The organism is Paraburkholderia phytofirmans OLGA172, from assembly GCF_001634365.1.
Lineage (GTDB): Bacteria > Pseudomonadota > Gammaproteobacteria > Burkholderiales > Burkholderiaceae > Paraburkholderia.
Genome location: NZ_CP014581.1, coordinates 98,145 through 117,285, shown reverse-complemented (window position 1 = coordinate 117,285; position 19,141 = coordinate 98,145). Strand labels below are relative to the sequence as shown.

Below are 19,141 nucleotides of genomic sequence, written 5' to 3'. Positions count from 1 at the left end.
CGGTTTCGAGCGCTTTTCCGGGCGTTGCGTTTCAACAACGTCTGCACGCTCGGATGTCCGTTGATTTTGCTAACGCGTTTGTCGTGTCCACTAATTCGGCTAATGCGCCTGTATAGGAGCCCAATGAGTGCATTCGATTGAAGCGGCAGAAAGTGCAAATACCGAAGGTCTTTTTTTGATGTTCGGAAGGTGCCCGCCTCCCTGCGCAGATCAAAAAGGCCATACAGTAGGGCACTTTGCGTATCACGTCGGGGCCTTCAACATACTTTGTATGGATGTTGATCAGCGCTAGGTCGTCCTTCGCTTGGTCAGTCGTGTCGGGCAGTGAGTTCACGTTGCGGTAGAAAATCCGGGCTAGCAGAATTAATGGATACGATTAGCGCCCCAACGGACACCATTAGCGGAATTTGCGAACTTCAACAGCCGCGTGCCTGAAAGGCATGACGATCGCGCAGGCAACCGAGGTTGTTGACAGGGGCGTGACGGCCCTCGAGCCCGTGCTTCGTTCGAGCATGCCGATCGCGGTACACAACGCTCTGCTGATGGACTGTGACCGCCGTGGCTTCAAATCCTCCTGACGCATCCCCGTCGAGCGCCGCTGAAGTGCGCTCCGAGCGGCCGCCGCATTTATTGCGGCTGGTCGAACTAGCAACGCTTGGCAACGCAACGACGGCGTTCGCGATACTTTTAGCGTTGATAAGCCGGGGCTCGCTGGATACAACTCTGCGGATAGCGTTCACATGCGCGTTTGTGGCGGCCCCTACCGCGCTCGCGGGATTCATCTGCCGGGAGGTGATTCTCGCCCGCTCACTTTCTCCCCCGATCGAGCGGCTACGGTTAGTCCTGGTCTGCGGTGTCTTCGGTGCGCTCGTTCTATTGGGCGCGGCACTTTGGGAGATCCTGTTAGACGTGCTGATTCCGTTGGTAGGAGAGATTGGGGCAGCGGCCGGCTTACTTTGGCTGATCGGCGTATTCGTTTTTGCTGTCCATACGCTCGATCGCCACCGATTCGGGAACGAGGAAGAGGACGCTGAAGCACCGTAACGCAAACGACCGCCCGGGCAGCGTTGCCACCCTTTGGTCGCACCGGCGCTGCGCCTACCGTCCTTGGCATGCCCCGTCAAAGCTCGAGGCGCCCATACCGTTGTCCCGCTGAGTGCTCGTTAGTGAAAGTCCCGGCTCGACAATGTCAGATCACCTAAAAGATGCGACATATCAATCAGCAACTGCGCGACAAGGTGACGTACTCCGCCTTCCGATTGCCATGTGCCGTACACCGCGAGCAGGGAAGCGTTTAGTGCTTCGCGCCGATACTTCTCCAAGACCGACTGCCAGACGATGATGTTGACGTTTCCCGTTTCGTCTTCCAGCGTAACGAACATCACGCCGTTCGCCGTCCCGGGGCGTTGCCGCCCCGTGACAAGTCCGCATGCGCGTGCAAGGCGCCCGTTGCGATAGCCATTCAGCGTAGCCGCTGTCGTCAGGCGCTGTTCGGCCAGCACCGGCCGCAGCATGTCCAGCGGATGCCGGCCGAGCGTCAGGCCAGTCGATCGGTAGTCGTTCACGAGATCCTCGGCCTCAGACGGTGCCCCAAGTTCCGGCGTGTCATCGTCGATGCGCGCGACGGCGAGCATGTCCTTATCGGGTATCGCCGCCGCAGACTGCCACAACGCTTCCCGCCGATTGCCAGCGAGCGATGAAAGCGCGTTGGCCGCGGCTAGCACCTGCAAATCGTGGCGGTCGAGCTGAGCGCGCCGCGCGAGGTCACTGACGCTGGAAAAGGGTCGGACGGCCCGCGCGGTTTCGATACGCTCCGCGGCGCCATCACGCATGCCGCGCAGCACGGAAAGACCGAGCCGCACGCTCGGTTTTGAGTCCGGCGATTGATGCCGTAGCACCGAATCCCAGTCGCTCACTGTGACGTCGACTGGCAGAACGCGCACGCCGTGACGTTTCGCGTCCTGCACGAGCTGTGAGGGGGAATAAAAGCCCATCGGTTGAGAATTGAGCATTGCCGCGAGGAATGCAGCCGGCTCGTGGCACTTCAGCCAACTGCTCGCATAGACAAGTAGCGCGAAACTGGCAGCGTGGCTTTCCGGAAAGCCGTATTCGCCGAAGCCTTTGATCTGCTCGAAAATGTTGTCGGCGAAGGCCCGCTCGTAGCCCCGCTCAAGCATGCCGTTGACGATTCGATCATAGTACTTCTCAAGTCCACCTTTGCGCTTCCACGCAGCCATTGCGCGTCGTAGCTGATCGGCTTCGCCGGCCGTAAATCCGGCTGCAAGGATCGCAACCTGCATCACCTGCTCCTGAAAAATGGCCACGCCCAGCGTCCGGCCGAGCGCTGTCTCCAGAGACTCGCTCGGATAGGTCACAGGCTCCAGTCCCTGTCGACGGCGCAGGTACGGATGTACAGCGCCCCCCTGTATCGGGCCAGGCCGGACGAGGGCGACCTCGATCACCAGGTCATAGAAGGTCTGCGGTTTCAGGCGCGGTAGCATCGACATCTGCGCGCGCGATTCGATCTGGAAAACACCAACCGTGTCGGCACGCGAAATCATGGCGTACGTCTTTCTGTCTTCCGGCGGGATGTCCTGCATTTCAAAGCGTTCGCCCCGCTGCTCGGAGACGATGTCGAGGGTTCGCCGAATCGCCGAAAGCATCCCGAGGGCGAGGATATCCACCTTGAGAAGCCCTAGCGCTTCAAGGTCGTCCTTATCCCACTGGATTGCCGTCCTGTCAGCCATCGCCGCATTTTCGACAGGCACGAGGCGGGTGAGCTTTCCCCGACTGATGACGAACCCCCCTGAGTGCTGCGAGAGATGTCGAGGAAAATTCAGAATCTGTCCGGCAAGCGATGCCCAAGCTGCGATCATCGGGTTGTCCGGGTCGAGTCCTGATTCGGTGAAGCGTTTGAGCAGATCCCTGGAGCTATCGAACCACTGATGATTCTTGGCGACACGGTCGACGATTTGCGGGTCGATGCCAAGAGCTTTTCCCGTTTCGCGAAGTGCACCTCGCGGCCGATACGTGTGCACGGCGGCCGCAATGGCTGCCCGGTCACGTCCGTACTTCCGGTAGATGTACTGGATCACGATTTCACGTTTCTGGTGCTCGAAATCTACGTCAATGTCAGGCGGCTCCGCTCGCTCCTTGCTGAGAAAACGCTCGAAGAGCATGGCGCTTCTTGACGGATCGACTTCGGTGACGCCGAGGCAGTAACAGACAGCAGAATTTGCTGCCGAGCCGCGGCCCTGACACAGAATGTGCTCGCTGCGTGCGAACCTCACGATGTCGTAGACGGTCAGGAAATACGGTTCGTATTCCAGCTCACGAATAAGCTGCAACTCGTGTTCAAGCTGTTCCTGCACCTTGTGTGGAATCCCATCGGGGAAACGCCGATGCGCGCCGATGTAAGTCTCCTGCCGCAGATACGCTTCATGGGTGTATCCCGCGGGGACCAGCTCATCCGGGTACTCGTACCGAAGCTCATCAAGCGAGAAGGTACAGCGTTCCATGACGTTGAGCGTCTCATGCAGCGTGTGGTCCGGATACAGGTTCGCGAGCCGTAGCCGTGAGCGTAGATGTTGCTCCGCATTAGGCGCGAGGTCGTAGCCGCATTCAGCGATAGGCTTGCCGACCCGAATGGCAGTCATCGTGTCTTGCAGCGGTTTGCGCGAGCGCACGTGCATCAACACGTTGCCTACTGCAACGACCGGCACACGATAAGTGTCAGCGACGTGTTCCACGATGCCACGATGAATATCGTCCATCGCGCGCTGGTGAAGCGTGAGCCCAGCCCACGCCCTGGCAGGGAACGTCTTTGCCATCCACTCAAGCTGCGGGCCCAAGGTTTCAGCCTTCGCCGGGAAGTCTGGAACGAGGATGGCCAAGCAGTCCGGCATGCCACGCAGGTGCTCATTTCCATGCGACGGTCGGGAGATGTCCTGCGGTGTGAGTATGTAGTTGCCCTTGTTCGCTCTCATCCGTCCGAGGGTAATGAGTTCGGACAGGTTGCCGTACCCTTCGCGGTTCTGCGCCAAGAGGATCAGTCCGAACGCGGGACTCTTGTCTGCCTGGACGAGCCGGAAGTACGAGCCAATGACGAGCGGCAGCTTTTCTTCCTTGGCCTGTACGTGTGCCCGCACGACTCCCGCGAGTGAGCACTCGTCGGTGATCGCCAGCCCCGCATACCCCAGCTGCACGGCGCGGCTCACAAGCTCCTCACCGCGCGACGCACCGTGCAGAAAAGTGAAGTTGCTGAAGCAGAAAAGCTCCGCATACTCCGGCAGTGCTGGGGAGAACACTTCCATCGCTTCGACCGTCAGCCAAAAAAGCCGTGCAGATACCAAACGACTTCGTCGGAAGTAGCGCTTGGGCGCTCACGGTAGATCCAATAACAACTCATGTCGGCCGCCTGCCCGACGAAGTAGTCGCGCGCGGTCATCTCGCCGTCGAACCAGCCGGCTTCGATGCGCTCGGCGGTCGATACCAGCTTGAGCGGCGACCCGTAAAAAGGACGATGCTGCCGGATGAGCAGCTTCACCGGAGTTTCGAGCAACCACGTCGGACGGGGCACGCCCCGCGCCACGGTGACGGACTTCTCCGGCGATTGCATGGGTACCCAGCGATTCGCTCGCTCTGGCCGGTGATCAGCGGTCGGCGCCGGTCGCTCGACGTTGTCTGATCCGAGACGTGCGACGAGCAATTCGACCAGCCGGTTGTGGTCCTCTGCCGAGCCACCCGGCTCCGGAAAGAGCGTATCGCTGGGCGGTTCTGCAGCCTCGACCTGCGTAGCGTTCAAGCTAACCGCAATGGCTGCGGCGCTTAGTTCGATACGCCCGAGCCGTTCTTTAAGCAGCCGTAGCAGGTGCTCCTCGTGCCACGTCGGCTCAGCGAGCGCAATTTCGATAGCTGTCGGCTCAATGGCGTCCCGACCGCGTTCGTGTTCAAGTAGCACGGTCGCTTTTGTGAGGGCCAGCTGCTGGGCAGTAAGCCAGCCGCAGAGCTGCACTACGAGCCGGCGCGCAGAGAAGAGGATCGCCTCAGCATGCTCGACCCGGTCCGGCAGCTCGACGCGCGCGTTGAAAGATGGTGGGACCTGAAGCCATTCGAAGACTTCGGGCGCGACACCGTACGCGCGGTCCATCGAGTCGAGCAGGGCGACGCCGCAGCGCTTCTTTAGGCCCGCTCGCGGTAGCCGGCGGATATCGCTCAGCTGGACGCAGCCCAACCCGCTGAACCAGTCGGCGTAGCGGCGCATCTCCGGGACGACCTCGAAAGGCAGTGTGTCCAGCATGCTCGCGAGCGATTGCAACTTGAGCACGCGGGTCTGACCGCATTTTGACAACAGCCACGCACCTTGACCTGTCGGCGCAAGGCTTATGCGGCCCGTGACGCCAATGGTCTCAACGATTTGCCTGATCGCGCGGCAGATGCGTCGAACGCCGCCGAAAAGGCGGATGCTCGCGGTGATATCTACCAGAACAGTGTCCTCTGCGCAGTGAGCGACCATTGGCGAGAACCGCATGACCGCATACGCGACTTCGAGCAACACGTCGTGCTCGCGTGCAGTGTCGCGTTCATAAACCAGTGCATCCTGTGCAAGCGTGATGACCCCGCCGCGCCGCATGCCGACGGCGACACCGGCCTCCCGCGCGACGGCGTCGGCGACGAGGACCTTTTCCCGCTCGAGCACCACGCATCCATGCTCCGTCCTAGACGACCACCTCGGACGGAACACCTCCAGCGATAGCCGGGGTAAGTGAATGGCGACGAACACGGCCATAGGGGCTTAGCAGAATCGGTGAAGGTTGAAGGGTGACAGACACTGTCTCGTTTCGGACGGGACCTTTTCGTTTCAGTATGTCGACGACTAGTCCTCCGTCAGCAGGGCGCAGGCCCAGCCGCAACCCGGCCGGTGATGCATCAGATGCGCTGGCCAACGGGCGGACAAGCACGAAGAGTGTCTCCGTTGCCTGCGCCGCAAGATGCAGCCGCCGTAGGGCATCCGTCCGGATGTGTTGCTGCCAGAAAAGCAATGCGCCACAACTGCCTGCTCGCAGTATCTGCTCCGCGCTCCAGAGCGCATCAGCGGTCCTCGGCGCGCGAATACGCATCAGCTTTTCGATGGGCAGTCCCAGATATGAAAAAGCTAGTGCGTTGGGCACATGGGGTGGCTGGATCAGGGCAAGCGTTCGCTTGCTGACCGTGTTGAGCGCCGGCTGGAGTAGCCGGATTTCACCGACGCCGGGCTGCTGCACCAGCAGCTCAACGAGCGCGCCAATGGGCCATCCACCTCCCGGCAGCTCGGCGGAGAGTGCCGCATAGCCTGTATCGACGGTTTTTCCGACGCCGCGAGCGAGCTGCGTCCCTCGCCACAAATCGGGGTGGATTGCTTCGGCGTGGACTGGAGCGACTGACATGGCGATATCCTGTATGGATATACAGTACTTTACACCAAATCTGGAGGCCCGCGCTGTCGATGCACTGAATGCGGATCCGGCGCATGGGCATCTATCGTGCTAGATGAGGGACAGCCGGAGACAGATGGCGCCGGAAAGGAGACTATCAGGAGGTCGTACCTGCTTGAAGCGTCGCCGGAGCCACGTGCGGCACCGGCGCAGTGCCCGCCGTTGGCGCCGACCACAGTGGCATATCGTAGGGCCCACTTATGTCAGGTCGTTGGAGTTCACAAAGGAAAAGTCCACCTCGTGCGCAGGGCAACGATGCGCCCGGACAAATGCCGTCATTGATCGAGCCGCAGCTCGCGACGCTCGTTAACCGGCCGCCTGCTGCAGGGGCGTGGTCGTATGAAATCAAGTTCGACGGCTATCGGCTCATGTGTCGGGTCAATTCCGGCAAAGTGACCATTTTCACGCGCAACGGGCACGACTGGACGGATCGCATGCCGAAGCTGCGCGACGCAATCGCGGCCCTCCCGGTCGATACGGCTTGGCTTGACGGCGAAGGCGTCGTACTGGATGCGTCCGGCAGGCCCGACTTCAATGCCCTGCAGAACGCGTTCGACAGACGAAGCACAGCCGAGATAACGATGTTTGCTTTCGATCTGCTGTTTCTCAACGGGACAGACATTCGGGAGCAGCCGCTGCAATCGCGCAGAAACCTGCTGCGTAATCTGCTCGTACAGCTGGACGAGCCGCTGCTGCGCTTTTCCGAAGACTTCGATGAGGATCCGGCCTCCCTAGTCGCGTCCGCGTGCAAACTGAAGCTTGAAGGAATTATTGGCAAGCGTGCGGACGCGCCATACCGCTCAGGTCGCTCGCCCGATTGGATCAAGCTCAAATGCAACCGTAGCCAGGAGTTTGTCGTGGGCGGCTTCTCCCGTGCGCGTGGCGCCAGAGGTGGGGTGCAAAAGCTCCTGCTTGGCGTTTTTGAAAAGGACGGTTCGCTGCGATACGCCGGCAGCGTACAGCCGTACCTTAAACCTCGGGCCACCGCGGCATTTTCAGAGCACGCGCACGGTCTGGCGCAGCCGGAATCTGCTTTCTATAACCCGCCGACTCCGGATCGCGATCGGGAACTGATCTGGCTGCGACCGGAAATGGTCGCAGAGGTAGCCTTCCTCGAATGGACTCCGGGCGGTGAGCTGCGCCATGCGACCTTCCGGGCGTTTCGTGAAGACAAGCCCGCTACCGCTGTAACGGCGGAGCCAGTCGCGTCTATTGGTCCGGACGGTTCCAGGGAGCGCCCGCGTGCTTCGGACGGCGAGCGGCCAGGGCCGAGAAACAAAGTCGTCGTCGCGGGGGTCTCCATCAGCAACGCCTCGCGTGTCATTGACGATGCGACCGGACTTAAGAAAATCGACGTCACGCGATATTACACAGAGGTGGCTGAATGGGCGTTGCCATGGTTGCATAACAGGCCCCTCACTTTGGTGCGCGCGCCGGACGGCATCAAGGGGGGGCTGTTTTTCCAGAAACATGCGGACAAGATGCGGATCCAAGGCGTCAGCGAATTGCCCAAGGAGCTTCACCCGCGTCACCCGCCGCTGCTCGTTGCCAACTCGGCAGAGGCACTCGCAGGCCTCGCGCAGATGGGAGTCATCGAGCTGCACTCTTGGAATGCGGTTGCGCCGGACCTCGAACATCCCGATCGCGTCATTTTCGATCTGGACCCGGATCCGCAACTGGCGTGGAGCGCGATGCTGGATGCTGCTTCGCTCGTCAAGGTGGTTCTGGACGAAGTTGGTCTGAAGTCGTTCGTTAAAACGAGCGGCGGCAAAGGTTTTCATATCGTTGTACCGCTGACCCGCCGGCAAGGATGGGCCGAGACCAAGGAATTCTCCAAGGCTGTTGCCCAACACATTGCTCGCGTCCTGCCCGATAGGTTTTCAGCCGTCCTTGGACCTAAAAACCGCGTTGGCAAAATCTTCATCGACTACCTTCGCAATAGCCGCGGGGCGAGTACTGTCGCTCCCTTTTCGGTACGCGCACGGCCGGGAATGGCCGTCTCGATGCCCATCGCGTGGGACGAACTCAGGGAAGTGAAGCGCGGCGACGAATGGAGCATGCACGGTGCGATTGTCCGACAACGATCGCTGGGCGCCGACCCTTGGGCGGGCTACTGGCAGACGAGACAAGGCGTCAACGCAGCGATGCGCCGCGCGGTAGGCATGAAGCCCTGACTACGGTCGACGGGCGCGCCCCTTGCTAATGTTGATGTAACCCAACGAGGAGGATGACATGGCTGACCAGCACAAACCCGGCGAGACGGTGAAGACGAGCGGGATCTACAAGGTGGTACGCGAAGGAGACGCAAGTTCGGCTTTCGAAGTCACTTGCGTCGAAGGTGAGCACTTCCCTCCCGCGCGCAGCGGAAAGGGCGCTCACTACGAACTGGTTCACGCCGCGACGCATTCACACAAGCACTCTGAACTCGGCAGCGGCGACGCGTAGCGGTATCGCGGCGGTCGGGCCGCGTACGTTCCCTTCGGGAGACAATGATGTGCTACGGCAATCCGGAAGAGCTTCTTGCGAAGCTACTCAAAGCGCGGCCGCCAGTGACAAATGATCTCGGACACACCGCGCAGGACGACTTCGATCACCTTTGCGCCTACTCGGGTCTTTCCGTTGAGACAGCCGGACCGGTTGCGTTCGCATGGGCACGATATGTTCACTACAGTCTATGGCGCCCGGACCGGATAAAGCCAGAACCATCGGCGATCAGCCATTAGCGCTTGGAAAAGCTTGGCCGCCCGCGACCGGGCGGCCAAGCTCATGAAGCCACGAAGGCATGCGACACTGGCACCTATGGCAGTCTCCTCCACGCTTGCCGGGCCTTTCATGAACGCAAATTTCCCGCTGCTTCTCGGCTACGAGCCGCCCCCGTCCGACGCGTTACACGAACACGCGGGCGCACTCTACATGCGCCGTCACCAAGCGGCGCCCGTGCCGCGCGTTGACATTAGCAGCGACGTATGGCGACCGGCCGTCAATGCCTGTCATGACAACTGCGAGGCCTGGTGCGAACAGCATCCGGACCACCAGCTCGTGCGAGGCTGGCTGTACTTTTCTCTACCCGGCATGGCGTATTGCCGATTCGTGTCGCATTCGGTGCTTCGACGACCGGATGGCTCTCTGATCGACATCACGCCCACGGGGCAATTGTTGCAGGCTGCGCCTTACCCATTCCTCGATGCCGGACTGGCCGAAGATGAATATGCCGCGCTCGCTTCGGAACTTTACGAATCAACCGGGCAAGGCAATCTCTGCTTTCTGCACAGCGGGATGTAAAAGACCTTCCTGGAAAAACCCCACCATCAAGCTATGTGGCGTCGATGTAACCGATCGCGTCAACACAACGGCGCTGGCGAAAAATACGAAATGGACGGCACAATATAGGCATTACAGGACGGTCAGAACGGCCGCGGCATGACGTCAGCGACGGGGATTTGATGAACTCTGAAGACAAGGAAAACATCGCATTTTGGATTAAGGTCGCCGGGGCATTGGTCATCGGACTAGCGGGGATCTGGTCATTCCAGTACAACGCGACCCACAAAGTCCGGACAGAAAGTGCAGGACACTTCGAGTCAGCAGAGCTGTCGGGCGATAGCGGCGATGTTGGTGTGGGAATCTCTATGACCGGACGGCCGGGGGTTTTCGCCACCGGCGACACGCGCGCGACAATGGTCCGGACTGACAAACAGATCGTGGCCGTCGACGGCGTGTTCACTGCCAAGCTTGGGGAACCGCTCGAGCTGGTGACAATGGCCAACGGCAGTAAGCGGCTGTGCGCTTCCGATAGTGCTGACAGCTGCCGCCCGCTGGCCAACTAAAAAACGAAGAGGGACCGGTCTTGAATAACGTCTCCATTGATGCCGTCGGCGGGCTGCTACCACTCGGCGTGTCCCTGCTCTATTTGCCGCGCACCGTGCGTGCATTGGGATGGTTTTACGGCGCTATTTTTGGCCTTTCCATGCTGGTCTCGACGCACTTTTCCTTTTGCGACAGCAACGCGGTTCACGTCGCTCCGGGAACGATCCTGCTGTGCGTTGCGCTTTGGCTGCCCAGGGCGCGCGGGCGCAATATGGAAGTGCCGGCCGCGGCAATTTTCACGCTCGCGTTCATCGCGGGCTTTCCGGTTGACGTCTATCTTGGCTATGTTTGCCACGCTGCGAATGGGACGGCGCGCGTGGGCGGCGCAGGCTTGGCCGATGGGCTGATTGTGGGACCCGCAAGTCTCGCCCTTGTCCACCTCGGCATCTATTATTTCTGTGAGCTGGACGAGAAAGGAAAAGTGTCCCTTGGAGAGTTTCTGAAGACGCACCTTGCGGTGACCAGCCCGACCATCAACCAGCCTGCGTCCACCATCGCAGAGCCGTCAGATGCGGATCTCGCCTAGCCGCGCATAGCGATGGGGCGGGGCTTTAGCCGCGGCGATGGCTGCGGTATACTCAAGATGCACTCCAGACAACGAGTGCCGGGTTTGGCGACCCGATTCATACAAGCGCACGGCCGCGCTACGCGGCTTTTTTTGTGCGTATTGCCTCTGCGCGCCGTCTTCAATGGGCGGGCCTTGGTGGGGAGACCTTCGGGTCTGCCGGCTGCTTGTGTGACCGGTTCGCCAACCCTGCCATGCGCCCGCTCACCTCATTTGGCGATGAGAAGCCGGGTAACGCTCACACAAGAGGCCGCACCGTGCATCCATATTCCATCCTTCCGCTGAAGTCACTGCTTTCCCCCGCACTCATGCAATCTGCGCCGGCCGGTTCACTGGCCGATAGCGCAACGAAGCCCGTCGACGTCGGCCGCACGGCAAGCGCGTGCAGGTCCCATAACGGCGCTTTGTCGTCGCTGAGGTGGTGTGCGGCAGCGCTCGCGATCGCCGCGACAGGCATCTCAGCGTGCGTGTCTATCCTCGCCTCATGTGAGCGCGGCGGCCAGTCGTCAGAACGGTTCGTTTGGATTGGCGTGGGCCTTGTTCTGCTGCTCGGCGCGCACCTCTTGCCCGCGCTTGCCCGATCCGCACCGATGATGTTGCGTGTTCCTGCGCTCATGCTGTGGATTCTGTCGATGCTTGCAACCGGATACGGTCACGCTACGTTCTTCATGCAGGCGCAGCGGCATGCCGGCGAGCTTCGTGCGGCAGCTGTCGATGCTCGCGCCTCGATAGCTCCGCGGCCGGTTTCATCTGGCCCGGACCTGACGGCGATCGCCGCGGAGCGTGCGCGGGTTACAGCTGAACTGGCCAATGCAACGGCGCGTAAATGCGTTGGCCGCTGCACAGCTCAAACGCTACGCCGCGTGGAACTGGCGTCACGGCTGGACGCGTTGAACATCGCATTCGAAGAGGCCCGGCGCCGAGAGCGTGCCGATGACAAGCTGAGCGAGGCCCGAGAAAAGCAGGAGGCTCTACGTGCGAACGCGATGAGCGACCCCGTAACAAGTCGCGTTGCTCAGCTGCTAGGCGCGACACCCGATACGATCAATCTGCTGGTTGGTCTTGGATTCGGTGCCATGCTTGAGTGCATCGCATGTCTTGGGTGGTTGCTCGCGCTACGCGCGTCCCCCATCACAAATACACCTTCAACGAGTCAGAGTAACGGGCCAGTCATGCCGCGTAGCTTCGCGTGTCGTGAGAGTAGCGACGACCGGGCAGTGTTGGCTGACAGTGTTCCGGAGAGTAATGCCGCCATTCCCGTCAGTAACCCGTCGGTCGCGGCCGGTCGCAATGGCGGGCAACCGACTAAAGATCAGGACCAGACGGTAACGGTGATGGTAGCAAAGACCGTTAGCGCGGATCTCGCGATGCTTGCTACGGAAGTGGCAGCTGGTCGAACGCGTGCGACCGTCGCCGAGATCCGAAAATTGTTCAGATGCTCTCAGTCCAAGGCGATGGCGCTGCGCCGGCAATTCACCGAAGCGATGCTGGAGCATCCCCGGTCTGCCTGAGCGCGTGGCATACAGCGGACTATCCCAAAACGACGTCTCTTTATGCGTATCGAATCTTTTTGAGATTCTTTGGCATCGCGAAACGATACTGTCAAACATTGTCACGTTCCGCGCGTCGTTGCAAAGATTCAGATTTATCTGATTGCTGGGGATCCTGCTCGCATGATATGACTTCGCCTGTTGCGGATAACAGGTAACGAACATGAGAAGGTACTTGCTTAAGAAAGGCGATAAATCATCAAACGGAGGCACCGTCATAGAGGGAGAGGAAAGCTGCACGCATCATGGAACCCCGCTGACCTTCGTGGGTGCTCGGGTAGTATGCCCGGCATGTCAGTCCACGGGTCTCATCGTTGCCAAAGGTCCGCGTTGGCCCGACAGCATGATGGGCAAGGAACAGGCACTTGAAGGCGATCTGTGCGTCTGCAAGTGCGATCCGTCTCCCGTGATGATTGCCTCTCAACACGATAGCTCCCAAGGCTTCGAATCTCACCATCTGGCTCAGATGGGTTATGGACCCTCGGGCAACTATCTGGCTGATGAGCCTGCAAGCGATCACTGGATTCGTTTTGCCTTGAAGGATAAAGGCAGTTGCGAAGGCTTACGCTGCCGTGCTCACTTTTCTGATGGCTCGGTTGAGGAAGGTGTATTCAATGCCGAGAACAAGATTCTCTTTTCCAGACCGAATGGCTCAGCTTGTCAGAAGGTAGAGGTCGTGCTCGATAGTAATCAAGGCTCGGGACAGTCAGTAATGGGTAACCTTCTTCAGGCAATGGTGGGGTAAGGATATGGCTCAGAACAATCAGACGGTAGCTAACGGGTCATTTGCTACTCAGAAGACTCACGACATCAACAGCGCCATTCTCGAAGCGGCAATCGCTGACTATGAGGCTATCGCGACTACCTTTGCCGTCAATGCCATCACAGACGGCAAGGTACGTCAGCAGTATGTGAAACACATCAAGGAAATATCTGACCAGGTAAGGCACGAGGTCACTGCTGGCAATATGACGGTGAAGGAAGGTGCCGAGTATTGCAGTGGCTTGCGGGACAAACTCTTCGTTGAATATCGCAAGTACACTTCAGCCTTGGGGGTCGCGAAAGCGGAAAAATTGAAGCTCACGGCAAAGGGCTTTGACTTCTACCTGAACAAGTATGCCCAGGCGCAGTTCGGAAAGAACTTCGACGCGCTTTCCACAGTGGAGCGCAACGCCGTCTACTATACGGTCCTTAAAAAGGCGGGTGGTGGCAATGCGGATGTCACGACAAAGGTGCGTAAGCTTCAGGTGAGTGCGAGGGTTGCAATCCTGTTCACAGCGGTTTTAGCAACAGGGGTGTTTACGCCGACCGGAAATTGAGCCACATGTAGGGATCGCGCCGACTGAAAATTGAGCCGGGCAATCAACCTATCCTGCTAGTTTTTCTGGCAGGGTGTTTGGGGATGATCCCGATGACGATGATTGGCAAGGTGCGGCGGATGTTCCACCGCCAGAACAAGTCGGTACGCGAGATAGCGCGTCTCACAAGCCTGTCGCGCAACACGATTAGTAAATATCTGAACATGGATGTTCAGGAGGAGCCGAAGTATCAGCGGCGCTCGCAGCCGACCCGGTTGACGCCGTTTCACGAGGTGCTGGTGCAGGCGCTCAGTGTCGACGCGCGGCGACCGAAGAAGGAACGCCGCACCGCCTGGATGCTGTTCCAGGAGATCAAGGCTGGCGGCTACGACGGCTGTTACTCGCGGGTGACCGATTTCATCCGGGCCTGGCGGCAAGGCGAAGGCAAGGCGGTTTCGAAGTCGGCGTTTGTGCCGTTGCGATTCGAGCTGGGCGAGGCATTCCAGTTTGACTGGTCTGAAGAAGGACTGGTTGTCGGCGGCATTTACCGCAAGCTCCAGGTGTCGCACATGAAGCTATGTGCGTCGCGGGCGTTCTGGCTGGTTGCCTATCCGAGTCAGGGGCACGAGATGCTGTTCGACGCGCATACGCGCTCGTTCACAGCCTTCGGCGGGGTGGCCCGTCGGGGCATTTACGATAATATGAAGACGGCGGTCGATAAGGTCCACAAAGGCAAAGGTCGTACGGTCAATCCGCGTTTCGCAGTGATGTGTTCGCACTACCTGTTCGATCCGGACTTCTGCAACGTCGCCAGTGGCTGGGAGAAAGGTGTCGTCGAGAAGAACGTGCAGGACAGCCGCCTGCGTATCTGGATTGAGGCGCGTGGGCAACGCTTCGGCAGTTTCGCCGAGCTGAATGCATGGTTGGCGACGCGGTGCCGGTCATTGTGGGATCAGGTGAAGCATCCTGACTATCGTGAGCTGAGTGTCGCCGACGTGTTCGAGCAGGAACGCGCCCATCTGATGCCGATGCCAACACCGTTTGACGGTTATGTTGAGCGCGCAGCACGGGTCTCGTCGACCTGCCTGGTGGTGATTGGCCGCAATCGCTACTCCGTGCCATGCGAATTTGCAGGTCAGATGCTGAGCACGCGGCTCTATCCTGGCCGTGTCGTGGTGGTGGGCGACGATGCCGTGGTGGCCGAACACGATCGACTGGCCGATGAAGGTCTGGTGCGATATGACTGGCAGCATTACATCCCGCTGATCCAGCGCAAGCCAGGAGCCCTGCGCAACGGTGCACCGTTCCAGGATATGCCCGAGCCGCTGCAACGGCTGCGTCGGGCGTTACTACGCGAGCCAGGTGGTGACCGGGTCATGGCGAAGGTGCTGGCACTGGTTCCGGAAAGCGGTCTGGAGACCGTAGTGGTTGCCGTCGAACTCGCATTGGAGCAGGCGCCGCCCTCAGGGCGCGTGAGCGTCGAGCATGTAGTGAACGTGCTGTCGCGCATGCGCAGCGTGCAGATGCCGCCGAAGATCCATACTGCGCTACAACTGACGACACCGCCGCTGGCCGACACATCGCGCTACGACGGGCTGCGCCCGGCACTGCAACAGCCGGAGGCCGGTCATGCGTGATCTGATCGTCGAACTCAAACACTTGCGGCTGCACGGCATGGCTGCCGGCTGGGCCGAACTGCTCGAACAGGTGAATGTCGAGGCGGCGTCTTCGCAATGGCTGCTCGAACGGCTGTTGCATGCCGAGGTCGCGGATCGGGCCGTGCGTTCGGTCAGCCACCAGATGAACGCGGCGAAGTTCCCGGTGCATCGCGACATCGCGGGCTTCGACTTCGATGGCTCGCCGGTCGACCGTCAGCTCGTCACACAACTGGCCGCCATGACGTTCACCGAGGGCGCACAGAACCTGGTTCTGGTCGGTGGCCCGGGCTCGGGCAAAACGCATCTGGCGACCGCCATCGGCGTGTCCGGAATCATGCATCACGGCAAGCGGGTGCGCTTCTACTCGACGGTAGATCTGGCCAACGCACTGGAGCAGGAAAAAGCGCAGGGCCGTGCCGGACGGATCGCGGCGAGTCTGTTGCGTCTTGACCTGGTCATTCTGGACGAACTCGGGTATCTGCCCTTCAGCCAGGCCGGAGGGGCGTTGCTGTTCCACCTGCTGAGCCGCCTGTACGAGCACACGAGCGTTGCGGTGACGACGAATCTGGACTTCGCCGAATGGTCCAGTGTGTTCGGCGACGCGAAGATGACCACGGCATTGCTGGACAGGCTGACGCATCACTGCCACATCGTGGAAACCGGCAACGAAAGCTACCGTTTCCGCCATAGCAGCGCCAGTGCAAAGAAGCGTATCCGCTCGCGCGAAGCAGCGCGCAGACCCGACGATGCGAGCGCGAACGAATCGGCCTGATCGTCGCTTGCCGCGCAGTGGAAGCTGGTACGGGCTACGCCCTTCGCCGCTTCCACTGCGCAATGCATCCTCATACGAAGGAGGACAACCACTCCGGAAACCCATACACTTATCCACAACCGGTCCTTCTTCAGGCCGGTCTCCACCCCGGCTCAAAATTCAATCGGCCCGGTGGCTCAAAATTCCGTCGGCGCGGACACAACAGGGGAAGTGATTGAAGCCAAAGACAAGGTGAAGGAAGTCGCACGTCAAGGAAGCATTATTGCTGGCGGGATGATTGGCGGTGGGCTTGCTGGCTTTGCTGTGTCGTTTGTGTGCGGTCCAGCGGAGCCGGCCTGTGCAGTAGCGCTGGTCTTTATCGGTAGCAATGTAGGCGGCATGGCCGGGGAGGCTGCAAACGACATGTATCAGGAAGAGCTACCCGTTTTCATGCATTGGGCAAACGACTAACCCGAACCTTTGATATGCCTACACCCATATTCCTGCTGCTACTCGTACTGTTCGTTGGTGCGGCTGGCATCATCGTCATCAACCTGACAGGAGACCCCGGAATTGACTATTGGGACCTGGACGGGGACAGCAAACCCCCTTCATCAAGGCTGGACGCCCTGAGAACGAAACCCGTCTTCTATAGCGCGGGCGCTGTGCTGATTGGAGCGTTCATAGCCTATCTGATGCTTCGCCATTAGCTCGTCCTCGATGAGGATCTGGTGCCGCGTTATTCGGCTTGTCGGTTCAGGCTGAGGGCCGGGCGACACCAATCGGTCGACAACCGTTTCGCATGCGAAAAATGAGGGAGTGAAGCGACGCTTTGAAGTGCTGGCATAATTCAGCCTCTCTCAGGTTCTGCTACGGCCCTCGGAATTGGCAGAATCTTTTAGCCGACCATTGCGGTCGGCTTTTTTTTCGCTGGTCCTCCTTACTAAGAGCGTTATGCCTCCTCGTAAGGCGGAGTGTCTTTCAGCCAGTTCATCACTTCGTCTCGCACGCTAAATCTCGGCGCTGCGATCCATGCGGCGAACTCGGGCCGCAAGTCGAGCCAAACGCAGTCGGATAGATCGAATTCTTCCTCGATCTGTTCGGGGCAATCGTCGCGCAAATAAGCGTATACAACGCGTCGCCCGTCCCAATACGCGACGGCGAAATCCGTCAGTTCAGCAACCGTGCCGCGCGGTAAGTCCCGCAACAACATTCTGATCTGGTCATTGCATGCCTCCGGGGTCAGATCACCCATGATTGTCTCCGTGCGCTCATGTGACATAGAGCAGCATAGGTGCTGCAAAGCCCCGCGACCCGAAAAAACGCGCAACCTGAACAACACCGCACGCTGCTCATTTGAGCTATACTAAATGCTCATATGCGGAGAAACGAAATCATGACCGTTACCATCCATCGCACCAAACGACCCTCCACCCGGAAAACGGCGGCCGCCGTCGTCGCGCAGGCAGCGCGGCCGGCCATGGGCCGCACGCCCCGAACGATCGGCGACTTCGTGCAGATTTACGAAGCGGGTCCAATGGAACGGATCGAGCTAATCAAAAGTGGAATCAGCGCCGATGGGCTTGTTGATCTGGCGACGTCAATGCATACGACAAAGGACCAGCTCTTCAAGCGGCTTGGGCTTCCGCGTGCGACGGTCGATCGCAAGGCACGTAACAAGCAAAACCTTTCGCAGGAGCAGTCAGAGCGCGTCATTGGCCTGATGAAGCTCGTCGGCCAGGTGAAGACGATGGTCGAGCAATCGGGCGAGCCGGAAGGCTTTGACGCCGCTCAATGGGTTGGACAGTGGCTTGAGCAAGCGAACGGAGCGCTCGGGGGCATCCCCCCCGCCGAGCTGATGGACACGGTTCAAGGACAGGAAGTGATCGCAGGTCTTCTCGCGAAGATGCAGAGCGGGGCATACGCATGACGGTGGCGATCTGGCGGATTGCCACTGACACTCCCGATTACACCGCCGATGACCTGTCTGGCGAGGGCGCCAAGCGAACCGGTGGCCGATGGAACAGGGCAGGTATGCCGGTGCTTTACTGCGCGTCGAGCATTGCGCTGGCTTGCCTTGAAACCGTCGTGCATTGGAATGCCGGGGGTCTGCCTTTGAACCGGTATCTAGTTCGGATAGATGTGCCGGATGAAGTTTGGAACGCCGCGTCGATCGTGACGGCCGACGCGGGTCCGGTCGGTTGGGATGCCATACCTGAAGGCAAGGTAAGTCTCGACCTCGGCGACGGCTGGATCAGCGCTAAGAAGTCAGCGCTTTTGCTGGTGCCATCAGTGATCGTTCCTGAAGAATTCAACGCGCTTGTAAATCCGTTGCATCCGGACGCCTCCACTTTCACCGCGACGAAGCTGCGCAAATGGCTCTATGACAGCCGAATCAAGAAGTAGGAATGTTGCCAACGCATGAGTCACCTCAGCAACGTGGAAAGACAACAGGACCGAAAAACGGAGCGGATGCAGTATGAATCACCTTGAAGCGAAATCGACCCTTGAGACGCTCGCGCGCGGCGTCGATCCTGCTACGGGAGAGATCTTTTCCGAACAGAGCCCGTTCAATAACCCGCAGGTGATTCGGGCCTTGTTTCTTGCCGTGAAGGAACTCGACAAGCTCATCCAACCGGATCCGGCTGGGCAAGCGGAGCGTGAGCGGCCACAGAACGCTGGTCGGGCGTGGCCGCCGGAGGAAGACCAGGCGTTGTTGAGAGACTTCGACGCCGGCATGTCGCCAAAGCAACTCGCCGCGAAACACGGTCGCACAAAGGGTGCGATCGACTCCCGCCTGGTGCGTCTTGGACGCGCCGAGCATTGAGCCGCGCGAGGCTACGACTGGCCTTTCTGGATGCATGGGGCGGATCGTTGGCCGGGAGCGTGTGCAGTGGGGGCAGATGGAAAAGCCGATAGTTAGTTGCGTTTATGTATCGAGTCATTAACCGACAGTTTTCAGGAATCGGGAGTTTTCAT

General features: G+C 59.8%; 19 protein-coding genes. 15 read left to right on the top strand and 4 right to left on the bottom strand.

Translation table 11 applies throughout. The annotated features are described in order from the left end of the window. The first annotated feature begins 558 nt into the window (after positions 1–558). Complete coding sequence (locus AYM40_RS37615; protein ID WP_148662473.1) at positions 559–1,044, top strand: hypothetical protein; 486 nt, start codon at positions 559–561, stop codon at positions 1,042–1,044. Between the two features lie 119 nt (positions 1,045–1,163). On the opposite strand, the gene AYM40_RS37610 is transcribed toward AYM40_RS37615, so the two are convergent. The 3 genes from AYM40_RS37610 to imuA are packed head-to-tail and all read right to left on the bottom strand — an operon-like array spanning position 1,164 to position 6,425. Next, entirely contained in the window at positions 1,164–4,313 is a 3,150-nt protein-coding gene (locus AYM40_RS37610) for an error-prone DNA polymerase (protein WP_063501234.1), read from the bottom strand. Between the two features lie 11 nt (positions 4,314–4,324). Next, entirely contained in the window at positions 4,325–5,788 is a 1,464-nt protein-coding gene (locus AYM40_RS37605; RefSeq protein ID WP_063501233.1) for a Y-family DNA polymerase, read from the bottom strand. Further along, a complete protein-coding gene (gene imuA, locus AYM40_RS37600; RefSeq protein ID WP_063501232.1) occupies positions 5,718–6,425 on the bottom strand; it encodes a translesion DNA synthesis-associated protein ImuA in 708 nt (235 codons plus the stop codon). The genes AYM40_RS37605 and imuA overlap by 71 nt, the downstream gene beginning before the upstream one ends. 317 nt (positions 6,426–6,742) lie before the next feature. Here imuA and ligD point away from each other — a divergent pair, with 317 nt between their 5' ends. The 11 genes from ligD (at position 6,743) to AYM40_RS41150 (ending at position 16,633) form a co-directional block, all read left to right on the top strand. Continuing rightward, positions 6,743–8,647: a DNA ligase D gene (gene ligD, locus AYM40_RS37595; protein ID WP_063501231.1), complete on the top strand. Its 1,905-nt coding sequence runs from the start codon at positions 6,743–6,745 to the stop codon at positions 8,645–8,647. Positions 8,648–8,705: 58 nt separating this feature from the next. Then, positions 8,706–8,918, top strand: coding sequence for a hypothetical protein (locus AYM40_RS37590; protein WP_063501230.1), 213 nt, complete (start codon positions 8,706–8,708; stop codon positions 8,916–8,918). A 387-nt stretch (positions 8,919–9,305) separates the two neighbouring features. After that, positions 9,306–9,755 (top strand): hypothetical protein, encoded by a 450-nt coding sequence (locus AYM40_RS37585; RefSeq protein WP_063501229.1) that lies wholly within the window; start codon positions 9,306–9,308, stop codon positions 9,753–9,755. Between the two features lie 161 nt (positions 9,756–9,916). After that, the gene (locus AYM40_RS37580; protein ID WP_063501228.1) at positions 9,917–10,300 is read left to right on the top strand and encodes a hypothetical protein; all 384 of its coding nucleotides are present in this window, start codon (positions 9,917–9,919) and stop codon (positions 10,298–10,300) included. A gap of 20 nt (positions 10,301–10,320) precedes the next feature. Continuing rightward, positions 10,321–10,866, top strand: a complete 546-nt coding sequence (locus AYM40_RS37575; protein ID WP_063501227.1) for a hypothetical protein — start codon at positions 10,321–10,323, stop codon at positions 10,864–10,866. A 569-nt stretch (positions 10,867–11,435) separates the two neighbouring features. After that, the gene (locus AYM40_RS37570; RefSeq protein ID WP_148662471.1) at positions 11,436–12,416 is read left to right on the top strand and encodes a hypothetical protein; all 981 of its coding nucleotides are present in this window, start codon (positions 11,436–11,438) and stop codon (positions 12,414–12,416) included. 214 nt (positions 12,417–12,630) lie between these two features. Then, positions 12,631–13,200 (top strand): PAAR domain-containing protein, encoded by a 570-nt coding sequence (locus AYM40_RS39770; protein WP_236721167.1) that lies wholly within the window; start codon positions 12,631–12,633, stop codon positions 13,198–13,200. 4 nt (positions 13,201–13,204) lie between these two features. Then, on the top strand, positions 13,205–13,774 hold the full coding sequence (locus AYM40_RS37560; protein ID WP_236721166.1) for a hypothetical protein: 570 nt from the start codon (positions 13,205–13,207) through the stop codon (positions 13,772–13,774). A gap of 92 nt (positions 13,775–13,866) precedes the next feature. Next, complete coding sequence (gene istA / locus AYM40_RS37555) at positions 13,867–15,390, top strand: IS21 family transposase (RefSeq protein ID WP_063501260.1); 1,524 nt, start codon at positions 13,867–13,869, stop codon at positions 15,388–15,390. Further along, on the top strand, positions 15,383–16,183 hold the full coding sequence (gene istB / locus AYM40_RS37550) for an IS21-like element helper ATPase IstB (RefSeq protein ID WP_063501225.1): 801 nt from the start codon (positions 15,383–15,385) through the stop codon (positions 16,181–16,183). The genes istA and istB overlap by 8 nt, the downstream gene beginning before the upstream one ends. Positions 16,184–16,393: 210 nt before the next feature. Beyond that, positions 16,394–16,633: a hypothetical protein gene (locus tag AYM40_RS41150; RefSeq protein ID WP_236721165.1), complete on the top strand. Its 240-nt coding sequence runs from the start codon at positions 16,394–16,396 to the stop codon at positions 16,631–16,633. 481 nt (positions 16,634–17,114) lie between these two features. Here AYM40_RS41150 and AYM40_RS37540 read toward each other — a convergent pair whose 3' ends face one another. After that, on the bottom strand, positions 17,115–17,417 hold the full coding sequence (locus tag AYM40_RS37540; protein WP_063501223.1) for a hypothetical protein: 303 nt from the start codon (positions 17,415–17,417) through the stop codon (positions 17,115–17,117). 141 nt (positions 17,418–17,558) lie between these two features. Between AYM40_RS37540 and AYM40_RS37535 the strand changes: the two genes are divergently transcribed. From AYM40_RS37535 to AYM40_RS37525, 3 genes are all read left to right on the top strand, one after another. Further along, entirely contained in the window at positions 17,559–18,092 is a 534-nt protein-coding gene (locus AYM40_RS37535; RefSeq protein ID WP_063501222.1) for an antitoxin Xre-like helix-turn-helix domain-containing protein, read from the top strand. Beyond that, the gene (locus AYM40_RS37530; RefSeq protein ID WP_063501221.1) at positions 18,089–18,568 is read left to right on the top strand and encodes an RES family NAD+ phosphorylase; all 480 of its coding nucleotides are present in this window, start codon (positions 18,089–18,091) and stop codon (positions 18,566–18,568) included. Before AYM40_RS37535 ends, AYM40_RS37530 begins: the two co-directional genes overlap by 4 nt. 73 nt (positions 18,569–18,641) lie before the next feature. Beyond that, positions 18,642–18,989, top strand: coding sequence for a hypothetical protein (locus tag AYM40_RS37525; protein WP_063501220.1), 348 nt, complete (start codon positions 18,642–18,644; stop codon positions 18,987–18,989). Positions 18,990–19,141: the final 152 nt, after the last annotated feature.